12 protein-coding genes are annotated in these 19,207 nt (G+C 73.8%); 10 read left to right on the top strand and 2 right to left on the bottom strand.

The window, feature by feature from the left end:
* Window positions 1-56 precede the first annotated feature (56 nt).
* The 10 genes from rimP to ACMATS_RS11170 all read left to right on the top strand — a co-directional run bounded on the left by rimP (window position 57) and on the right by ACMATS_RS11170 (window position 14,729).
* The gene (rimP, locus tag ACMATS_RS11215) at window positions 57-578 is read left to right on the top strand and encodes a ribosome maturation factor RimP (protein ID WP_391151800.1); all 522 of its coding nucleotides are present in this window, start codon (window positions 57-59) and stop codon (window positions 576-578) included.
* Between the two features lie 2 nt (window positions 579-580).
* On the top strand, window positions 581-1,573 hold the full coding sequence (gene nusA / locus ACMATS_RS11210; RefSeq protein WP_336415663.1) for a transcription termination factor NusA: 993 nt from the start codon (window positions 581-583) through the stop codon (window positions 1,571-1,573).
* A gap of 147 nt (window positions 1,574-1,720) precedes the next feature.
* Entirely contained in the window at window positions 1,721-1,996 is a 276-nt protein-coding gene (locus tag ACMATS_RS11205) for a YlxR family protein (protein ID WP_390782113.1), read from the top strand.
* Between the two features lie 177 nt (window positions 1,997-2,173).
* Entirely contained in the window at window positions 2,174-5,242 is a 3,069-nt protein-coding gene (gene infB, locus ACMATS_RS11200) for a translation initiation factor IF-2 (RefSeq protein WP_336415665.1), read from the top strand.
* A 138-nt stretch (window positions 5,243-5,380) separates the two neighbouring features.
* Window positions 5,381-5,677, top strand: a complete 297-nt coding sequence (locus tag ACMATS_RS11195) for a DUF503 domain-containing protein (protein WP_390782112.1) — start codon at window positions 5,381-5,383, stop codon at window positions 5,675-5,677.
* 55 nt (window positions 5,678-5,732) lie between these two features.
* Window positions 5,733-6,179: a 30S ribosome-binding factor RbfA gene (gene rbfA, locus ACMATS_RS11190; protein ID WP_390782111.1), complete on the top strand. Its 447-nt coding sequence runs from the start codon at window positions 5,733-5,735 to the stop codon at window positions 6,177-6,179.
* Window positions 6,176-7,078, top strand: a complete 903-nt coding sequence (gene truB / locus ACMATS_RS11185) for a tRNA pseudouridine(55) synthase TruB (protein WP_390782110.1) — start codon at window positions 6,176-6,178, stop codon at window positions 7,076-7,078. Before rbfA ends, truB begins: the two co-directional genes overlap by 4 nt.
* Window positions 7,079-7,302: 224 nt before the next feature.
* The gene (locus ACMATS_RS11180; RefSeq protein WP_414167826.1) at window positions 7,303-11,772 is read left to right on the top strand and encodes a trypsin-like peptidase domain-containing protein; all 4,470 of its coding nucleotides are present in this window, start codon (window positions 7,303-7,305) and stop codon (window positions 11,770-11,772) included.
* 50 nt (window positions 11,773-11,822) lie between these two features.
* The gene (locus ACMATS_RS11175) at window positions 11,823-12,788 is read left to right on the top strand and encodes a bifunctional riboflavin kinase/FAD synthetase (protein ID WP_390782108.1); all 966 of its coding nucleotides are present in this window, start codon (window positions 11,823-11,825) and stop codon (window positions 12,786-12,788) included.
* A gap of 165 nt (window positions 12,789-12,953) precedes the next feature.
* Window positions 12,954-14,729 (top strand): acyl-CoA dehydrogenase, encoded by a 1,776-nt coding sequence (locus tag ACMATS_RS11170; RefSeq protein ID WP_414167825.1) that lies wholly within the window; start codon window positions 12,954-12,956, stop codon window positions 14,727-14,729.
* Window positions 14,730-14,814: 85 nt separating this feature from the next.
* Here the strand turns inward: ACMATS_RS11170 and ACMATS_RS11165 are convergent, their stop codons facing one another.
* Entirely contained in the window at window positions 14,815-16,032 is a 1,218-nt protein-coding gene (locus ACMATS_RS11165) for an RNA-guided endonuclease InsQ/TnpB family protein (RefSeq protein WP_414167824.1), read from the bottom strand.
* Window positions 16,033-16,163: 131 nt separating this feature from the next.
* On the bottom strand, window positions 16,164-19,082 hold the full coding sequence (locus tag ACMATS_RS11160) for an SCO5717 family growth-regulating ATPase (protein ID WP_414167823.1): 2,919 nt from the start codon (window positions 19,080-19,082) through the stop codon (window positions 16,164-16,166).
* Window positions 19,083-19,207: the final 125 nt, after the last annotated feature.

Below are 19,207 nucleotides of genomic sequence, written 5' to 3'. Positions count from 1 at the left end.
TTTGACCTGACACGCGACTTTCCCACAACAGCACACGCGGCCGAGGAGTCACCCGGATGAGCACCACCCAGAGCGAGAGGCTGCGCGAGCTGCTCGCCCCTCTCGTCGACGCGCGAGAGCTGGATCTGGAAGAAGTCGAAGTGACTCCGGCCGGCAAGCGGCGTGTGCTGCGCATCGTGGTGGACTCCGAGGACGGCGTCCAGCTGGACGAGTGCGCGGAGCTGAGTCGCGAGGTCTCCGCGAAGCTCGACGAGACCGATGCCATGGGTGGCGCCCCGTACGTCCTGGAGGTCACCTCTCCCGGCGCCGACCGCCCCCTCACCCAGCACCGCCACTACGTCCGTGCCACGGGCCGCCTGATGAGGGCGCAGCTCACGGAGGGCGGTGAGCTCGTCGCACGGATCCTCTCCGTGGACGAGGACGGGCTCGATCTGGAGATCCCGGGCGTGAAGGGCCGCAAGCCCACCGCCCGCAGGCTGGCCTTCGGCGAGATCGCCAAGGCGCGGGTGGAGATCGAGTTCAACCGCAAGGCCGCGGACAAGGCCGAAGAGACCGACGACATTCAAGAGGAGGCGTAGCCGTGGACATCGACATGAGCGCCCTGCGGGGTCTGGTGCGAGAGAAGGAGATCTCCTTCGACCTGCTGGTCGAGGCGATCGAGTCGGCCCTCCTCATCGCCTACCACCGCACCGAGGGAAGCCGCCGCCGGGCCCGCGTCGAGCTGGACCGGTCCTCCGGGCACGTGACGGTCTGGGCCAAGGAGGACCCGCAGGATCTTGAGGAGGGCGAGGAGCCCCGCGAGTTCGACGACACCCCGTCCGGTTTCGGCCGGATCGCCGCGACCACCGCGAAGCAGGTCATCCTCCAGCGTCTGCGCGACGCCGAGGACGAGATCACTTTCGGTGAGTTCGCAGGCCGCGAGGGCGATGTCGTCGCGGGCATCGTGCAGCAGGGCAAGGACCCGAAGAACGTCCTGGTGGACATCGGCAAGCTGGAAGCCATCCTGCCGGTCCAGGAGCAGGTGCCGGGCGAGGAGTACAAGCACGGCACCCGCCTGCGGACGTACGTCGTCCGGGTGGCCAAGGGCGTCCGCGGCCCGTCCGTGACCCTCTCGCGCACCCACCCCAACCTGGTGAAGAAGCTTTTCGCCATGGAGGTCCCGGAGATCGCGGACGGCTCGGTGGAGATCGCCGCCATCGCCCGCGAGGCCGGCCACCGCACCAAGATCGCCGTCCGGTCCACCCGGTCCGGCCTCAACGCCAAGGGCGCCTGCATCGGCCCCATGGGCGGCCGGGTGCGCGCGGTGATGGCCGAGCTGCACGGCGAGAAGATCGACATCGTCGACTGGTCGGACGACCCGGCCGAGCTCGTCGCGCACGCCCTGTCCCCCGCACGGGTGAGCAAGGTCGAGGTCGTGGACCTCGGGGCGCGCTCCGCACGGGTGACCGTGCCCGACTACCAGCTCTCCCTGGCCATCGGCAAGGAAGGGCAGAACGCCCGGCTCGCGGCGCGGCTGACCGGCTGGCGGATCGACATCCGCCCGGACACCGAGCAGCCGGCCGAGCAGGCCTGACGGCGGACGGAAGCAGCAGGGGGCGCACGGTGCGCCCCCTGAGCCCGTCCCCGGGCCCGGAAAACTGGCCGATCTTGGCCGAAACGCATACGCGCACGATCAGTGCCCCAAAGGGGTGAGGTCGGCGCGGGGAGGTAGACTTAACCAGTGTCTGGCCGGACGCATGCCCGCGCATGCCCTGAGCGCACCTGTGTGGGGTGCCGGGAGCGAGCGGCCAAGGGCCAACTGCTGCGGACCGTGGTGATCGAGGGCGCCGTCGTCCCCGATCCTCGCGGTACGCTGCCCGGCCGGGGTGCATCCGTGCATCCCACACCGGTCTGCCTCGATCTGGCGGTGCGCCGCCGGGCGTTCCCGAGGGCGTTCAAAGCCCCCGGGCCGCTCGACACCGCGGAGCTGCGCCGGTACATCGAAGGGACCGGCTGATGGCCGGCAGCACCGGCAGGCAACACCGTAAGAAGAACGGCACGGGCGACCGTGCGGTCAGGTACCTCGCGAGTTGGAAGTAGGTCGAGATTGCGATGAGCACTCGATGAGTACGCGATGAGTACGCCCATGAAGTAGCGACGGTCCGGTGGACACCCCGGACCTAGAAGGAGCGAAGTGGCTAAGGTCCGGGTATACGAACTCGCCAAGGAGTTCGGAGTGGAGAGCAAGGTCGTCATGGCCAAGCTCCAAGAACTTGGTGAATTCGTCCGTTCGGCGTCCTCGACGATCGAGGCGCCGGTCGTCCGTAAACTGACTGATGCGCTGCAGGGTCCCGGCGGAGGCGCCGGCAAGCCCTCGGCAAAGCCCGCGGCGCCGCGCAAGGCTGCCGCGAAGCCGGGCGCACCCACTCCGGGTGCCCCGAAGCCCGCCGCCCCGGCCCCCAAGCCGGCCGCGGCTCCCACCACCCCCAAGCCCGCAGGTGCCGCGCCGACGCCCGGCCCGCGCCCGGGTCCCAAGCCCGCCCCGGCGGCTCCGGCCAAGCCCGCCCCGGTCACCCCGGTGCCCGCGGCCGAGTTCTCCGCGCCGGCCCCGGCCGCTCCCCAGGAGCGTCCGGCCCAGGAGCGTCCGGCCGCGCCGCGTCCGGGTGCCACGCCCGGCCCGCGCCCCGGCGCCCGTCCGGGTCCCGCCGGCCAGCGTGAGGGCGGCCGTCCCGGCGGCCCGCGTCCCGGTGCTCCGGGCGAGCGTGCCCCGCGTCCGGGCGGCCGTCCGGCCGGCCCGCGTCCGGGCAACAACCCCTTCACCTCCGGTGGCTCCACCGGCATGGCCCGTCCGCAGGCCCCCCGTCCGGGTGGCGCCCCGCGTCCGGGTGCGCCCGGCGCCCCCGGTGCTCCCCGTCCGCAGGGCGGTCCCGGCGGTGCCCCGCGCCCGCAGGGCCAGGGTCCCCGTCCGACCCCCGGCGGCATGCCTCGCCCGCAGGGCGCTCCCGGTGGCGCTCCGCGTCCCGGTGGTGCTCCCGGCGGCAACCGTCCGAACCCGGGCATGATGCCGCAGCGTCCGGCTGCCGGCCCGCGTCCGGGCCCCGGCGGCGGCGGTCGCGGTCCCGGCGGCGGCGCAGGCCGTCCCGGCGGCGGTGCCGGTCGTCCCGGCTTCGCCGGTCGTCCGGCCGGTCCCGGCGGCGGCGGTCGTCCGGGCGGTGGTGGCGGCGGCTTCGGCGGCGGTCGTCCCGGTGGCGGCGGCCCCGGTGGCGGCGGCGGCTTCGGCGGCGGTCGTCCCGGCGGCTTCGGCGGTCGTCCCGGCGGTCCGGGTGCCCGTGGTGGCACGCAGGGCGCCTTCGGCCGTCCCGGCGGTCCGGCCCGTCGTGGCCGCAAGTCCAAGCGCCAGCGTCGCCAGGAGTACGAGGCCATGCAGGCCCCGTCCGTGGGCGGCGTGATGCTGCCCCGCGGCAACGGCGACACCATTCGCCTGTCGCGCGGTGCCTCCCTCACCGACTTCGCGGAGAAGATCGGCGCCAACCCGGCGTCCCTCGTCGCCGTGATGATGAACCTCGGCGAGATGGTCACGGCCACGCAGTCCGTCTCCGACGAGACGCTGCACCTTCTCGGTGGCGAGATGAACTACCAGGTTCAGATCGTCAGCCCGGAGGAGGAGGACCGTGAGCTGCTCGAGTCCTTCGACATCGAGTTCGGCGAGAACGAGGGCGGCGAGGAGATGCTCGTCGCGCGTCCGCCGGTCGTGACCGTCATGGGTCACGTCGACCACGGTAAGACGCGACTCCTCGACGCGATCCGCAAGACCAACGTGGTCGCGGGCGAGGCCGGTGGCATCACCCAGCACATCGGTGCCTACCAGGTCGCGACCGAGGTCAACGACGAAGAGCGCAAGATCACCTTCATCGACACCCCGGGTCACGAGGCGTTCACCGCCATGCGTGCCCGTGGTGCGAAGTCGACCGACATCGCGATCCTCGTGGTGGCGGCCAACGACGGTGTCATGCCGCAGACGATCGAGGCCCTGAACCACGCCAAGGCGGCCGACGTGCCGATCGTGGTCGCGGTCAACAAGATCGACGTCGAGGGTGCCGACCCGACCAAGGTCCGCGGTCAGCTGACCGAGTTCGGTCTGGTGGCCGAGGAGTACGGCGGCGACACGATGTTCGTCGACATCTCCGCCAAGCAGGGTCTGAACATCGACAAGCTGCTCGAGGCCGTCGTCCTCACCGCCGACGCCGCGCTCGACCTGCGCGCCAACGCGGAGCAGGACGCGCAGGGCATCGCGATCGAGGCCCACCTCGACCGTGGTCGCGGCGCCGTGGCCACCGTGCTCGTCCAGCGCGGTACCCTCCGCGTCGGTGACACGATGGTCGCCGGTGACGCCTACGGCCGTGTCCGCGCCATGCTCGACGACAAGGGCCAGAACGTGGAGGAGGCGGGTCCGTCGACTCCGGTCCTCGTCCTCGGTCTGACCAACGTCCCGGGCGCCGGCGACAACTTCCTCGTCGTCGACGAGGACCGCACGGCACGCCAGATCGCCGAGAAGCGCGCTGCGCGCGAGCGCAACGCCGCCTTCGCCAAGCGCACCCGCCGGGTTTCCCTCGAGGACCTGGACAAGGTGCTCAAGGCCGGTCTGGTGCAGGATCTCAACATCATCATCAAGGGCGACGCGTCCGGTTCGGTGGAGGCTCTCGAGTCCTCGCTGCTCCAGCTCGACGTCGGCGAAGAGGTCGAGATCCGCGTGCTGCACCGCGGTGTGGGTGCGGTCACCGAGTCGGACATCAACCTGGCGACCGGCTCCGACGCCATCGTCATCGGCTTCAACGTCCGCGCCGAGGGCCGTGCCACGCAGATGGCCGAGCGCGAGGGCGTCGACGTCCGCTACTACTCGGTCATCTACCAGGCGATCGAGGAGATCGAGGCGGCCCTGAAGGGCATGCTGAAGCCGGAGTACGAAGAGGTCGAGCTCGGTACGGCGGAGATCCGCGAGATCTTCCGCTCGTCCAAGCTGGGCAACATCGCGGGTGTGCTCATCCGCTCCGGCGAGGTCAAGCGCAACACCAAGGCGCGCCTCATCCGCGACGGCAAGGTCGTGGCCGAGGACCTCACCATCGTCGGTCTGCGTCGCTTCAAGGACGACGTCACCGAGATCCGCGAAGGCTACGAGGGTGGTATCAACCTCGGAAACTTCAACGACATCAAGGTCGACGACGTCATCGCGACGTACGAGATGCGCGAGAAGCCGCGCGGCTGATCACCGCACAGCAACCGGGGCCGGTCGGCGGAATGAATATCCGTCGATCGGCCCCGGCCGTTGCGTGTACGGTGCGAGGAGCGCTGTGCACCAGGCACAGGCACCACACGCCTTCCGGGTGGGCTTCACCCGTCACACATGTATGTAGGGACGCTGTCCTTCGACCTCCTCCTCGGCGACGTCCGGTCGCTGAAGGAGAAGCGCTCCGTCGTCCGCCCGATCGTCGCCGAGCTGCACCGCAAGTACGCGGTCAGCGTGGCGGAGGTCGGCGACCAGGACCTCTACCGCCGTGCCCTGATCGGGGTGGCGGCGGTCTCCGGGGACACGGGGCACCTCACGGACATACTGGACCGCTGCGAGCGCCTGGTCGCCGCACGGCCCGAAGTGGAGCTGCTGTCGGTCAGGCGGCGGTTCCACGGCGACCACGACGACTGAGCACGTCGCGGGCGCCGACAGCACAATGGTTGGAAGACGAGAAGGAGTAGGACCAGTGGCCGACAACGCGCGGGCGAAGAGGCTGGCGGACCTCATTCGCGAGGTGATCGCCAAGAAGCTCCAGCGCGGAATCAAGGACCCGCGGCTGGGCACGCACGTGACCATCACGGACACCCGGGTCACCGGCGACCTGCGGGAGGCGACGGTCTTCTACACGGTCTACGGCGACGACGAGGACCGGGCCGGCGTGGCAGCGGGCCTGGAGAGCGCCAAGGGCATCCTGCGCTCGGAGGTCGGGCGCGCGGCGGGCATCAAGTTCACGCCGACGCTGACCTTCGTTCCCGACGCCCTGCCGGAGAACGCCCGGACGATCGAGGACCTCCTCGACCGTGCGCGCTCGTCCGACGCCCAGGTCCGCGAGGCCTCCTCGGGTGCGAAGTACGCCGGCGAGGCCGACCCGTACCGCAAGCCGGGCGAGGACGGGGACGCAACCGCCGAATGAAGCACAAGAACACGACGCCGGACGGGCTGGTCATCGTCGACAAGCCCGCCGGCTTCACCTCGCACGACGTCGTGGCGAAGATGCGCGGCATCGCCAAGACCCGCCGCGTCGGCCACGCCGGGACCCTCGACCCGATGGCCACCGGCGTGCTCGTCCTCGGCGTCGAGCGGGCCACCAAGCTCCTCGGTCACCTCGCGCTGACCGAGAAGGAGTACGTCGCGACGATCCGGCTCGGCCAGAACACCGTGACGGACGACGCGGAGGGCGAGATCACCTCGTCCACGGACGCCTCCGGGGTCACCCGCGAGGCGATCGACGCCGGGATCGCCAAGCTCACCGGCGCGATCATGCAGGTGCCGTCGAAGGTCAGCGCGATCAAGATCGACGGCGTGCGCTCGTACAAGCGGGCACGCGACGGCGAGGACTTCGAGATCCCCGCCCGCCCGGTGACCGTCTCCTCCTTCGTCGTGCACGCCGTGCTCCCGGCCGAGGCCGAGGACGGCACCCCGGTGCAGGACCTGCTGGTCTCCGTCGTCTGCTCCTCCGGCACCTACGTCCGCGCCCTGGCGCGCGACCTCGGCGCCGACACCGGAGCAGGCGGGCACCTGACGGCCCTGCGGCGCACCCGCGTCGGGCCGTACCGCATCAACGACGCCCGGACGCTCGACCAGCTCCAGGAGGAGCTGACCGTGATGCCCGTCGCGGAGGCCGCTGCCGCCGCCTTCCAGCGCTGGGACGTGAACGAGGAGCAGGCCCGCCTGCTGGGCAACGGCGTGCGCCTGCGGCTGCCGCTCTTCGAGGGCAGCGGTCCGATCGCCGTCTTCGGCCCGGACGGCCGCTTCAAGGTCCTCGTGGAGAACGAGCAGGGACGGGCCAAGAGCCTGGCCGTCTTCGGCTGACACCGCTCACCGTGGGACGGGGAGGTGTCACCGGACACGCTCCCCGCCCCACGATCCCCCTCCCACAGCTCTCTATCCATCCCGGCCCCTTGATTCACCCCAACGGGCAGGCGCTCGGAGTGAACCAGGGGGGTGGAAGGGGGCGCGTTCAGGATGTGATCTGGCCTCGCCGATCATCCGCTGCCTACCGTCGTGTGTACGAGCACGGCGGGGAGGTTCGACGGATGAACGGTCGGCGGGCCGACGCGGAAGACTCTCTGGTGCGTATCCGCGATCTCGCCGGGCGTGTGCGGGGTACGGGATTCCTCGCCGACGACCGTGGCACGCTGGTCACCAGCCACGAGGTCGTCGACGGTCTGGCGCGTCTCGTCCTGCACGCTCCCGGCGAGCTGACCTGCGTGGTCGGCGCGGAGGACGTCGTCGCGCTGCCCGAGTGCAACCTGGCCCTGGTCCGCACGGAAGGGCTCGCCGTCCCCCCGCTGCCCATCGCGGCGGCGGAGCCGGTGGCGGGCGGGGCGGAGGTCCGGCTGCGGACGAGCCGCTGGCAGACGGCCCGGGTCGTCGGCCACGCCGAGATCACCTACACCGCGACCGACCGCTTCCACCTCCTCGGCTCCGCGCTCGAACTCTCGCTGCCCGGGCGCGCCCAGCTGCGCCTCGGCGAGGAGGCCACCGGCGGGCCGGTCCTCGACGCGCGAACGGGCGCGGTGATCGCCGTCCTCGGCACCGCCCACCACTCGGACCGCCGCGCGGGCGGCTTCGCGATCCCGCTGCGCGCCGCGGCCCGCACGGCGGCCGGCGGCCCGCTCGCGGACCTCCTGGAGCGCAACGCGGCCACCGTCCCGGCCTACGGCAGCGAGCTCAACCTCGCCGGCGCGCTGCACCTCACCGCCACCTCGCTCGGTTCGGTCGTCACCCCGCGGCCCTGGCGAGAGCCGGTCGAACGGCCGGACGCGGAGCGGGAATTCGCCCGCTTCCTGGACCGCGGGCCGGACGCGCCGGACGCCCCGGAGGAGCACGGCGGACCGGGCGGCGCCGCCGGCCCGGTCCATGTGTTCGGTCTCGTGGGCGACCCCGGCACGGGCCGCACGACCGAGCTGGGCGCACTGGCCGCACGGCGGGCGCGCGGCGCCGAGCCCGCTCCCACCCTCTGGCTGCGCGGCGCCGATCTCCAGGTGGGCGACGAGAGCGTGCGTGACGCCGTCGCGCGCGCCCTGGAGGCGGCAGGCCGGATCGTCTCCGCCTCCGCGGGCGCGGCGGGCCTCGTCGGCGGCACGGCCGCGCCCACCCCGGAGGCCGTCGCCGAGCTGGGCCACCGGGTGGGGCGCCCGCTGCTCGTCCTCCTCGACTGCCCCGAGGAGATGCCGCCCGTCCTCGCCCACGGCCTGGCCGCCTGGACCGAGGCCACCGCCGAGTGGCTGGCCGCGACCGAGACGCGGATGGTCGTCGCCTGCCGCCCGGAGCACTGGGAGACGGCCGGCGCCCTCTTCCCGCCCGGCATGCTGCACACCCCGGAGCACGGCCCGGAGGGCGACGACCCCCGGGCCCTGCCGCCCTGCTCGCGCATCGGCGGGCTCAACCCCGGCCAGGCCGCCGCGGTCCGCGCCTCCTACGGCATCCCGCCGGACGCCATCGACCTGGCCGACGCCGGGCACCCGCTGGCGCTGCGGCTGCTCGCCGAGGTCCGCGCCGCCCTGCCCGACGGCACCGCGGGCGGCGACGGCACGGGCGAGGCCGCGCCGGACCGGTGGGAGGTCTTCTCCGGCTACCTCGACCTGGTCTGCCTGCGGATCGCCGTCCGGCTCGCCGCCGCGCGCCGCCCGCCCCTGCGCGGCACCGCGGTGCGCCGGCTGGCGGCCCGGGTGGCCGGGCAGGTCCACGAGGCGGCCCGGCGGTGCCTCGGCCCCGGACAGGGCGAGCTGGAGCGGGAGGCCTTCGAGGAGCTCTTCCCATGGCGCACGGGCTGGGCCTCGGCCGTCCTCACCGAGGGCCTGCTCGTCCCGGCGGGCACCGGGTACCGCTTCGCGCACGAGGAGTTCGCCGACTGGCTCCAGGGCGCCCATCTCGACCTGGACGCCGCGCTGTACGCGCTGGTCCACCGCTGGTACGAGCCGGAGGGCCCGCCCGCGGAGGCGCCCGTCCGGCTGCCGTCCCGGCCGGGCAACGGCCCGGCGCCCGCGCCCGCGGGCCACGTCCCGCCCCCGCCCGGCTCCTCGCCGCGCCCCACCGCGGCCCGCCGCAGGCGGCGCGGCGATCCGCCGGAGCCGCCCAAGCCGCTGCCCGTGCCGCGGCACCGGATCGGCCCGGTCATCCAGGCACTCCTGCTGCTGGCCCGCCGCTCCGGCCCCACCGAGCTCTCGCGCCGGCTGACCGCGCTGGTCCACGCGGTGGAGACGCTGGCCGGCGGGCGGCGCGGCGGTGCCGGGCCCGACGGCCAGGGCAGGGCCGTCAGCGATCCGTCCTGGTGGGCGGCCCATCTGCTGGGCGAGGCGCTGCTGCGCGTCCCGGACGCCACGCCCTACATGGGCGTGCTGCGGCTGCTCGCCGAGCGCATCACGGCCCTCTCCCGGGCCGCCGGGGGCTTCGACAACGACCGGGACCGCACGCTGGGCGGCCTCGCCGAGTTCGGCCCCTGGTTCTGGCTCCGCCTCAAGCTCGACCTCGCGGACCGGCTCGACCTGCTCCGTCTGCTCGTCCCCGCGGACGGCCCGCCCCGCGGCTCGGCCCAGGCGGCCGCCGCCCGTGTCCTGGGCGGCAGCACCGCGGCCCGCGCGGAGGCGGCTCCCAGGGGGCTGCGGGGACGGGCGGCGGTGCCGGGGCAGGCCCGGCCGGCAGGCCCTGCGGAGGCGGCTCCCGCATCGTCCGGCGAACGGCCGGAGGCTCCCGCGGTTCCCCGGGCGCGGACGTCCAAGTGGGAGCGGGTGGGCCGGATCCCGACCCGGGCGGAGGCCGCGGCGGGGGCCACCGTGCCGGAGGTCTCGCCCGAGCCGTGGACCCGCAGCCCGGAACAGGCCGGGGCCGGACAACGGGCCGCTGTCGGCCCGGACGACGGGTCCGTGACTGCGGGCCGCCCCGGCGACGGGCCCGGTGACCCCGAGCGGTCCGGAGACGGGCGGACGGCGGCGACCGCCGCCTCGCAGCCGTCCGGCAGCGAGGGGCAAGAGCCGGTCACATCGGCGGTCGGCCACGCCGGCCACGGGCCCGCGGCCCCGGAGCCGTCCGGCAACGACCCGCAAGAGCCCGCCGCCTCCGCGGCCACTCGCACCGGCAGCGGGCCGGCCGCCCCCGCCGGACGGTCCGGCCACGAAGAGCCCGGCCACGAGCACCCCCACTCCGGCACCGTGCCGCCGGAGGCCCCCGGCAAGCGGCCCGCCCCCCAGGCCAACCGTTTTCTCCCCGCCGTCGCCACCCTCCTCGCCCACGACCCGTTCGCCGCCCAGCCGCTGCTCTGCCGCTGGTTCACCGACGACCGGCCGCTGCAGACCGCGCCCGGCGCCGGGCCCCGCCCCACCGTGGCCACCGCCGCGCAGGCCCTGCTGCACACCCACCGCCGCCGGGCCGTCGACGACCTTGCCGAGGCGCTCGTCGACGCGGGCCACCCGAAGGCCGACGAGCTGCTGGCCGCCCTCGCCGAGGACGAGCCCTCCGCGCTGTGCCGGGCCGTCGACCGCTGGGCGCACGACGAGCGCCTGGAGCGGCACGTGGCCGCGGCCGCCTACGGGCTCGGGACCGCCCACCACGTCACCACGGACGCCGACCGCGAGCTGCTCCGCTTCTCCGCGCTCGCGCTGCTCGCCCGTCCCGCCGAGGGCTCCCTGCACGGGGCCGCGCTGGGCCTGCTCGTCCTGGACGGCGGGACCCGCGAGCGGTACCTGCCGCAGGCCGTCGCCCGCTTCGCCGCGGGCGACCCGCACCTGCCGCCCGACGTCCTCGCCCCGGCCCTGAGCACGCACCCCGAGCCCGTCCTGGCCGCCTTCCGCGCGCGGCTGTACGAGCCGGGGGACGGCCCCGCGGCCGTGCTGCGGACCCTCGCCCGGGTCACCGACCCGACCCTGGCCCGGCACGCCGCCGCGCTCGTGCGGGAGCACGTCGACCACCGTCCCGAGGGCGCGGCGAACGCGGCCGAGTTCGTCGACCGGCGCCTGGAGGACGGTCCGTCGGCCCGCGCGGTCCTCTTCCCCCTCGTCGTCTCGCTGCTGCGCACCCGCCCACCGCAGGTCCGCCGGGCCCTGGCGCCGGTCCTGGCGGCCCCGGGCAGCGCGGTCTCGCGCCCGCTGCGGCAGGAGCTGCTGGAGGTGCTGCTGGAGCGCGAGGAGTTCGGGCCGTACGAGCGGGACGTCACGGTGCTCGACGCCCTGCTGCGGGCCGTCGCCAAGGGTGCCCCCGAGCGTCTGGAGAGCCGCACCCGTGATCTTGTTCACCGCACCGGCCTCCTGATGTCCCGCACCCCGGAGGGCGCCGCGTGCTTCGACCGGCGGGTCACGCAGCTGGCCCGGGAGGTGCCGGTGTTCGGCAGCCAGGTGCGCGGCTGGCTGAAGGAGGCCCCGGCGCTGTGGGCCGTGGTCGTCGGACCGAGTGCCCGGATCCGGCTCACGGCGGACGCACAGCACGTGGAGCGGGAGCGGAGCGGGGGTGAGGGGGAGGCGACCGACCCGGCCGATGCGGGGCGCCGTGAACCGGCATGGCACTCTTAGTTCTGCGTAATCGACAGACAAAGGTTCGGGTTCGGCGAGGAGCGGGCACAGTGCAGCGCTGGCGTGGCTTGGAGGACATCCCCCAGGACTGGGGGCGCAGCGTCGTCACCATCGGCTCGTACGACGGTGTCCACCGCGGACACCAGTTGATCATCGGGCGTGCGGTGGACCGGGCGCGGGAACTCGGGGTGCCCGCGGTCGTCGTGACCTTCGACCCGCACCCCAGCGAGGTCGTGCGCCCCGGCAGCCATCCGCCGCTGCTCGCGCCGCACCACCGCCGGGCCGAGCTGATCGCCGAACTGGGCGTGGACGCGGTGCTGGTGCTGCCGTTCACGGCGGAGTTCTCGCAGCTGTCCGCCGCCGACTTCGTGGTGAAGGTCCTGGTCGACAAGCTGCACGCCAAGCTCGTCGTCGAGGGCCCCAACTTCCGCTTCGGCCACCGCGCCGCGGGCAACGTCGACTTCCTGAAGGAGCTCGGCGGCACCTACGACTACGACGTGGAGGTCATCGACCTCTACGTCACCGGCGAGGCGGGCGGCGGTCTGCCCTTTTCCTCGACCCTGACCCGGCGCCTGGTCGCCGAGGGCGACGTCGCGGGCGCCATGGAGATCCTCGGCCGCCCGCACCGCGTCGAGGGCGAGGTGGTGCGCGGCGCACAGCGCGGCCGTGAACTGGGCTACCCGACGGCCAACGTGGAGACGGTCCCGCACACCGCGATCCCGGCGGACGGCGTCTACGCGGGCTGGCTGAACGCCGGCGGCGAGGCCATGCCCGCCGCGATCTCGGTCGGCACGAACGTCCAGTTCGACGCGACGGAGCGGACGGTCGAGGCGTACGCGATCGACCGCGTCGGCCTCGACCTCTACGGGCTGCACGTGGGCGTGGACTTCCTCGCCTACCTGCGCGGGATGGAGAAGTTCGACTCCATCGAGGCGCTCCTGGAGTGCATGGCGGACGACGTGGAGCGGGCCCGCGCGCTGGTCGCGGCGCACGAGGCGGCGGTCACCGCGGGCTGACCGCAGGACGGTCGCGCGGTCGCTCCGCAGGCCGGGCCGAGGCCCTCTTCCTCGGCCCGGGGAACGCCCCTTACGCTACGGACAAGGCTCTCACGAGCGGGCAATACCGGCAGTTCTGTTCAGTGCCTCCGTTTCAGTACCTCCGTTGCTGAAAGCCAGGTGCCTGTGGACCTTCGGGGAATGCTGCGCGGCGCCGACTCCGACGCCCTGCACAAGGAACTCCAGGACGTCGTGCGCAGCGAGGCGTTCCGCCAGGACGCCTGCGGGACCGACCGCACGGCGCGGGTGTACGGGCAACTGCGCGTGGCCTGCGCCGCGTTGGGCCCGGCGCGCGAACTGGCCCTGTACCCCCGGAAGTTGTCGGCGTTCCTGGAGTGGACGGCCGTGGCGGCGCCGGATGCCGTGCCCGTGTTCCTGCTCCACTACCAGCTGGCGGTCGGCACCGTTCTCGCGCTGGGCGAGGGCTGTGCCGGACTCGAGGAGCACCTGGCCGAGCTGGACGACGCCTCCGCGGCCGGCGCCTTCCTGGTGACCGAGCTCGGGCACGGCGGCTCGGCCCACGACCTGGAGACGCGGGCGGTGCACGACGCCGCGACGGGGGAGTTCGTCGTCGACACGCCGGCCACGCGCGCCGTGAAGTTCGTGGCCAACCTGGCCCACGCCGACACGGCCCGGACCGGCGTGGTCGCGGCCCGCCTGATCGCCGGCGGCGAGGACCACGGCGTCTTCCCGTTCGTCATGCGGCTGCGGGAGCGCGACGGGCGCCCTGCCCGGGGCGTCACCATAACGCCCCTTCCGGAGAAGCCCTTTCCGCCGGCGGACTGCGCGGCGGTCTCGTTCGATCAGGTCCGGATCCCCGGCCACAGCCTGCTCACCGGCGGCACCGCCGGGTTCCGCGCCGACGGTTCCTTCCGCAGCAGCATCACCGCGCCGCGGGAGCGGTTCCGGCACACGATCGGGCAGCTGTACCACAGCCGGACCTCCCTCGCGGCCGCGGCCATGGCGATGGCCCGGGCCGCCCTGGTCATCACCCTGCGGTACGCCGCGCAGCGGCAGGTCCCGGGGCCGGGCGGCGGCACCGTCCCGATGCTCGCCTACCGCACCGTGCAGCGGGACCTGTTCACCGGCCTGGCCCGGGTGTTCGCCGGGAGCCTGCTGGCGGAGCGCGCCAAGGACACCGTCGCCGTGCCGAGCCTGGACCGGGAGGCGGACGAACTGTTCGTCATGGTGATCAAGGCCCTGCTGACCGAGACGGCCCTGCAGACCGTCCAGGTGTGCCGCGCCCGCTGTGGGGCGCAGGGGCTGTTCACGGTCAACCGGATCACCGAATTCCTCACCGCCTGCCAGGGGTTCGTCACGAGCGAGGGGGACAACCAGGTCCTGCGGATCACCGCGGGCCGACGGCTGTGCGCGGATCCCCGCCACGGTCCCGGTGAGGTGTGCCCCGGCCCCGGCGGCCCGGACGGCCCCGCCTTCTGGTCCGCCCTCATGGCCGAGCGCGAACGGCGCCTCGTCCGCAGCGTCCCGCACCACGACACCGTGGACGGTTTCGACGCGTGGAACGCCCAGGTCCTCCCGGCGGCCGCGCTCGCCGACGCACGTGCCCAACGGCTGGCGCTCGACGCACTGGTGGAGGGGGCGGAGCGGTGCACGGACCCCTCGGACGCCGAGGCGCTCACCCTGCTCGCCGAGCTCTGCGCCCTCGACCACGGCGACCGGCACAGCGGCTGGTATCTGCGCGAGGGACTGCTCACGCCCGCACAGGCGGGCCGGATCGAGGAGCGCACGGTCGAGGCGTGCGACCGGCTGGTGCCCCATGTCCCCGCGCTCCTGGACGCGTTCGGCATCCCGGACGACCTGCTGGCGGCGCCCATAGCAGCGGCGGACTACACACAGGCGTGGCGCGACGTCCTGCACCTGGCGTCAACTTCTCGGCCCTGAAGGACCGGGCTTGTCGGCTCGGCCGGAGGGGCGTTGATTGCAAGTGGAGCGCGGCTGGCTGTCGCGTGGTCCCCTGCGTTCTGTCCTACCGTGTTGTGGTGGGACTGGGGCGGTTGACTGCGCCCCGCTGCCACGCGGTTTCGCCGCGGTGGGCGATGTTGCGGGAGCCGTTGTGGTCCGCGTGCATGACTGCTCCGCAGGAGCGGCAGGCGAACCGTGCCTGGGTTACCCGGTTGGTGCGGTGGGTGTGCCAGCACTGGGAGCATTGGCGGGAGGTGTTGCGGGGGTCGACGAAGACCACCGCTACACCTGCCCGCCGGGCCTTGTACGCGATGAATGTGCCGAGTTGGGCGAACGCCCACGAGTGCAGCTGGGACCGCTGTTGTTTCCCGGCCGTGACCCTCTGCCGGATGCCGCCCAGGTCTTCCAGGGCGATCCCGCGTGAGGTGCGTTCAGCGGTCGTGACGAGCTGTTTGGCGATGATGTGGTTGGTGTGGGCCGCGTGCCGGGCTTCCCGGCGGCGGAGTCGCTTCAAGGCGCGCTTGGCGGACTTGGTGCGCTTCTTCTGGAGCTTGGCCCGCAGGTCGCGGTGGCGCCGGCGGTACCGGTTCAGGCGGCGTCCGGCGAGCACGGTGCCGTCGCTGGTGGTGGCGATGTTGACGATGCCCAGGTCCACACCGAGAAACCCGTCCGGCTCGTACGGATCAGGTTCGGGCACGTCGACGGTGGCGATCAGGAAGAACATGCCGTCGCGCAGCACCAGATCGGACTCCCCCTTGCGGGAGGCCAGGAGCTTGAGTGCCTGCCCGGAACAGGCGAACGGGATGCCCTTGATCCGCCCGGCCACCGTCCAGATGGACACCGTTCGCTCGTCCAGGTTCCAGGTCAGGATGCGGTCGTCGAACGGCTGCGCCGCGTCCTCCCGGAACCGGACCGGCCTGGACTGCGCGCGCGTCCGGCGTTTCGAACCCTCCGGGCCGAGATTCCCGGCCTTGATATTCGCCTTCAAGGTGGCGTAGGCGTCACACACCTTCTTCACCACCCGGACAGCAGACTGAGCACCGAGACCGAAATCCGCCTTGAGACGGAAGTAGACCTCCTTCTGCAACACATTCCGCCGCTTGAGGCCCTTGGCGAACGCCACCTCGGAGGCAAGATTCGCGGCCCGGTTGCAGGCACGCAAGGTCGCCGCCAGCGCGTCCGCATCATGAGCGGACACAGGCAACAACTTCACCTGCGCGACAACCTTCACGCAAAACACGCTATGAGGCTCAGAGGAGTTGAACAACCTGAGGCCAAGCATTCCGGAGCGATGCCGCGGCGCTCTGCGCCGCAAGACTCAGGAGCCGACTCCTCCTGGGGCCGAAGCCCCCGGGATTCCTCGGCAGGACTAGGTAAAAGGGGCGGGAGGCGATCGTCTCCCGCCCCGTCGTGTCACTGCCGGGGGTTGCCGTACCCCGGGTGCGGCGGCTGCGGCTGCTGCGGCGGTACGGGCCAGCCGGCGCCCGGCTGGGGCAACTGCTCCGGGGAGTACGGGGCGTACGGGCCCGGGGCGGCCGGCCGGCCGGGGACCTGACCGGGGCCGGCCGGTGCCTGGTACGCGCCCGGCAGGGGCGGCGCCTGGTGCTGCGGCGCGGTGCCCGTGCCGGTCCACAGGCCCTGTTGCTGCTGGGCCCGGACGAAGTCCTCGGCGACCATGGCCGAGAGGTTGAAGTACGCCTCCCGGGTCTTGGGCCGCATCATCTCCAGGTCCACCTCGGCGCCCGCGGCGAGGTGCTCGTCGAACGGCACGACGACGACGCCGCGGCAGCGGGTCTCGAAGTGCGACACGATGTCCTCGACCTTGATCATCTTGCCGGTCTCGCGGACGCCGGAGATCACCGTGATGCTGCGCGAGACGAGCTCGCCGTAGCCGTGCGCGGCCAGCCAGTCCAGGGTGGTGCTGGCGCTGCTCGCACCGTCGACGGACGGCGTCGAGATGATGATCAACTGGTCGGCGAGGTCGAGCACTCCGCGCATCGCGCTGTAGAGCAGACCGGTGCCCGAGTCGGTGAGGATGATCGGGTACTGCTTGCCCAGGACGTCTATGGCGCGCCGGTAGTCCTCGTCGTTGAACGTCGTGGAGACCGCCGGGTCCACGTCGTTGGCGATGATCTCCAGCCCGGAGGGCGCCTGCGAGGTGTAACGCCGGATGTCCATGTAGCTGTTGAGGTGCGGGATCGCCTGGACGAGGTCGCGGATCGTCGCGCCCGTCTCCCGGCGCACGCGGCGGCCGAGCGTGCCGGCGTCCGGGTTGGCGTCGATCGCGAGGATCTTGTCCTGCCGCTCGGTGGCCAGCGTCGAACCGAGGGCGGTGGTCGTGGTCGTCTTGCCGACGCCGCCCTTGAGGCTGATGACGGCGATGCGGTAGCAGGAGAGCACCGGCGTACGGATCAGCTCCAGCTTGCGCTGCCGCTCTGCCTCCTCCTTCTTGCCGCCCAGCTTGAACCGGCCCACGGGGTTCTGCTTCTTCGGCTTGGGCTTGCTCTTCAGCAGCCGCTCCGAGGACAGCTCCACGGCGGCCGTGAACCCGAGCGGCGCCCCGTGCACGGACCGCTGCCGCTGCTCGGGCGTCACGGAGGGCCACCCGCCGGACCGCGGGTCGACCGGCGCCTGCGGCATGCCCTGCGGGGCCCCTTGCGGGGCTTCGGGGGACGGCGCGAACGGGCCGGGACCGGGGTAGCCGTAGCCGCCGCCCGGCGGGGGGACGGGGGCGCCCGGCTGGGCCTGGTACGGCTGCGGGGGCGCGGTCGGCTGCGGGGCCTCGGGGGAGTTGGGGTAGCCGTAGCCACCGGGCGCGGGCGCGGGTGCGCTCGGCGGGGTGGCGGGGACGGCCGGCCCGTTCGGGTATCCGTAGCCGCCGGGCGGGGTGGGGACGGCACCGTACGGTGCGCCCGGACCCTGCGGGCCCGCGTGACCGTACGGACCCTGCGGCGCGGGGCCGCCCCACGGAGCGTTCGCCGGGACGGCGGCCGCTTCGGCGTCGGGACGGTCGTGAACATCCTGCGGGGCAGGCGGGGTTGCGGGCTGCGCGGGTGCATCCTGCGCGGCGGGGGAAGGGTATGCGGTGCCGTTGTCGGCGGTGGCCGCGGCGGCGGGTTCCTGGACGCCGGGCAGGCCGAACGGGGCCTGGGGGGCTTGGGGAGCCGCCGGTGCTTGTGCGTTGTCGTTCTGCGGGGCGGCGGGTTCCTGGACGTCGTGTGGACCGAAGGGGACCTGGGGAGCCTGAGGGGCCGCCGGTGCCTGCGCGTTGTCGCCCTGCGGGGCGGGCGCGGTCGCGGACTCGGCTGCACCGGTCGGCGCGGGCGCGTCCTGCGGGGCGGCGGGCGGCTCAGTAGTGCCGTTGCCGTTGCCGTCCGCCGCGGCCTCCTGGGCGCCGGTCCGGCCGAACGGGTCCTGCGGGTCGGCCGGGGACGTCGCGTCGTCGCCGTCCGCAGGGGGCGGGGCGGTGGCCGTGGCCGTCATGGGCTCCGGGTCGGCCGGGGCCGGGACTTCGGCGTCGGTGGCGGCGTCCTGCGGGGCAGGCGCGGGCGCGACGGGCCAGTCATCGCTGTCCTGCGCGGCGGGGGCGTTGACGGCCGCCGGCTCGTCGCCCTGCGGCGCGGGGGAGACGCTCGGCGCCGGCGGGTATCCGTAACCGCCCTGCTGCGCAGGGATGTGCGGCACCGGCACGCCGGGAACCGCGGGCGCCCCGGGGTAGCCGTAACCACCCTGCGGCGCCGCCGGGTTGGGGGCGGGAACAGCCGGCGCGGCCGGGGCTGCCGGGTAGCCCGGGCCGTATCCGTAGCCGCCCGGCGGGGTGACCGGACCCTGCGGTGCCGGAACCGGCGGGAAGCCCGGCGGCGGCGTGGCGGGCGCCGCAGGCGGGAAGTTCGGCGGCAGCGGCGGCAACGAGGCCTGCGGCGCGCCCGGAACGCTCCACCCCTGCGGGGCGGACGGGGCGACCGGCTCGGGCTCGGCCGGCTGCACCGGCTCCGGCTCGCGCGGCGTCACGCCGGGGAACCGCATCGTGGACGGGCTCTGCCCGGCACCGTCTTCCGCGACAGGAGCGGTCGGAGCAGTCGGCGCGGCCGGAGCGGCCGGCGGGGTCGGAGCAGCAGGGACGGCAGGCGCGGGCGGTGCGGCCGGAGCCGGAGCCGCGCTCGCCAGGCCCCCCGCAGGGGACTGCGTGTACCACGCGGGCGGCGTGTAGTCGATCGTGAACTCGCCCGTGTGCTCCGGTTCCAGCTCGTGCTCGGGATCGTGCCCGGCGCCGGGCAGGCCCTCGCCGGCTGTGGTCCCGGCCGCGCGGATCTCGTCCCGATCGCTGCTCACAATGCCTCCTGCTGGTGTGGTCCGGCGCCCATGATTCCTCGTCGGGGCCGACCTGTTCCTGTCGTCCGACTGTCCGGGATTGCCCCGTCTGCTACGCGACAGGCCCCCGGTGCCGGGGATTCTCC

The sequence above is a fragment of the Streptoverticillium reticulum genome (assembly GCF_047456005.1).
GTDB lineage: Bacteria > Actinomycetota > Actinomycetes > Streptomycetales > Streptomycetaceae > Streptomyces > Streptomyces reticulum.
The sequence above is the reverse complement of the archived record's forward strand: the minus strand, read 5'-3'. Positions and strand labels throughout refer to the sequence as shown.

Excerpts from the sequence above, each read along its gene's own strand:
- ACMATS_RS11165 (WP_414167824.1), bottom strand. The coding sequence starts at position 16,032 with ATGCTTGGCCTCAGGTTGTTCAACTCCTCTGAGCCTCATAGCGTGTTT.
- truB (WP_390782110.1), top strand. The coding sequence starts at position 6,176 with ATGAAGCACAAGAACACGACGCCGGACGGGCTGGTCATCGTCGACAAG.
- rimP (WP_391151800.1), top strand. The coding sequence starts at position 57 with ATGAGCACCACCCAGAGCGAGAGGCTGCGCGAGCTGCTCGCCCCTCTC.
- ACMATS_RS11195 (WP_390782112.1), top strand. The coding sequence starts at position 5,381 with ATGTATGTAGGGACGCTGTCCTTCGACCTCCTCCTCGGCGACGTCCGG.
- ACMATS_RS11180 (WP_414167826.1), top strand. The coding sequence starts at position 7,303 with ATGAACGGTCGGCGGGCCGACGCGGAAGACTCTCTGGTGCGTATCCGC.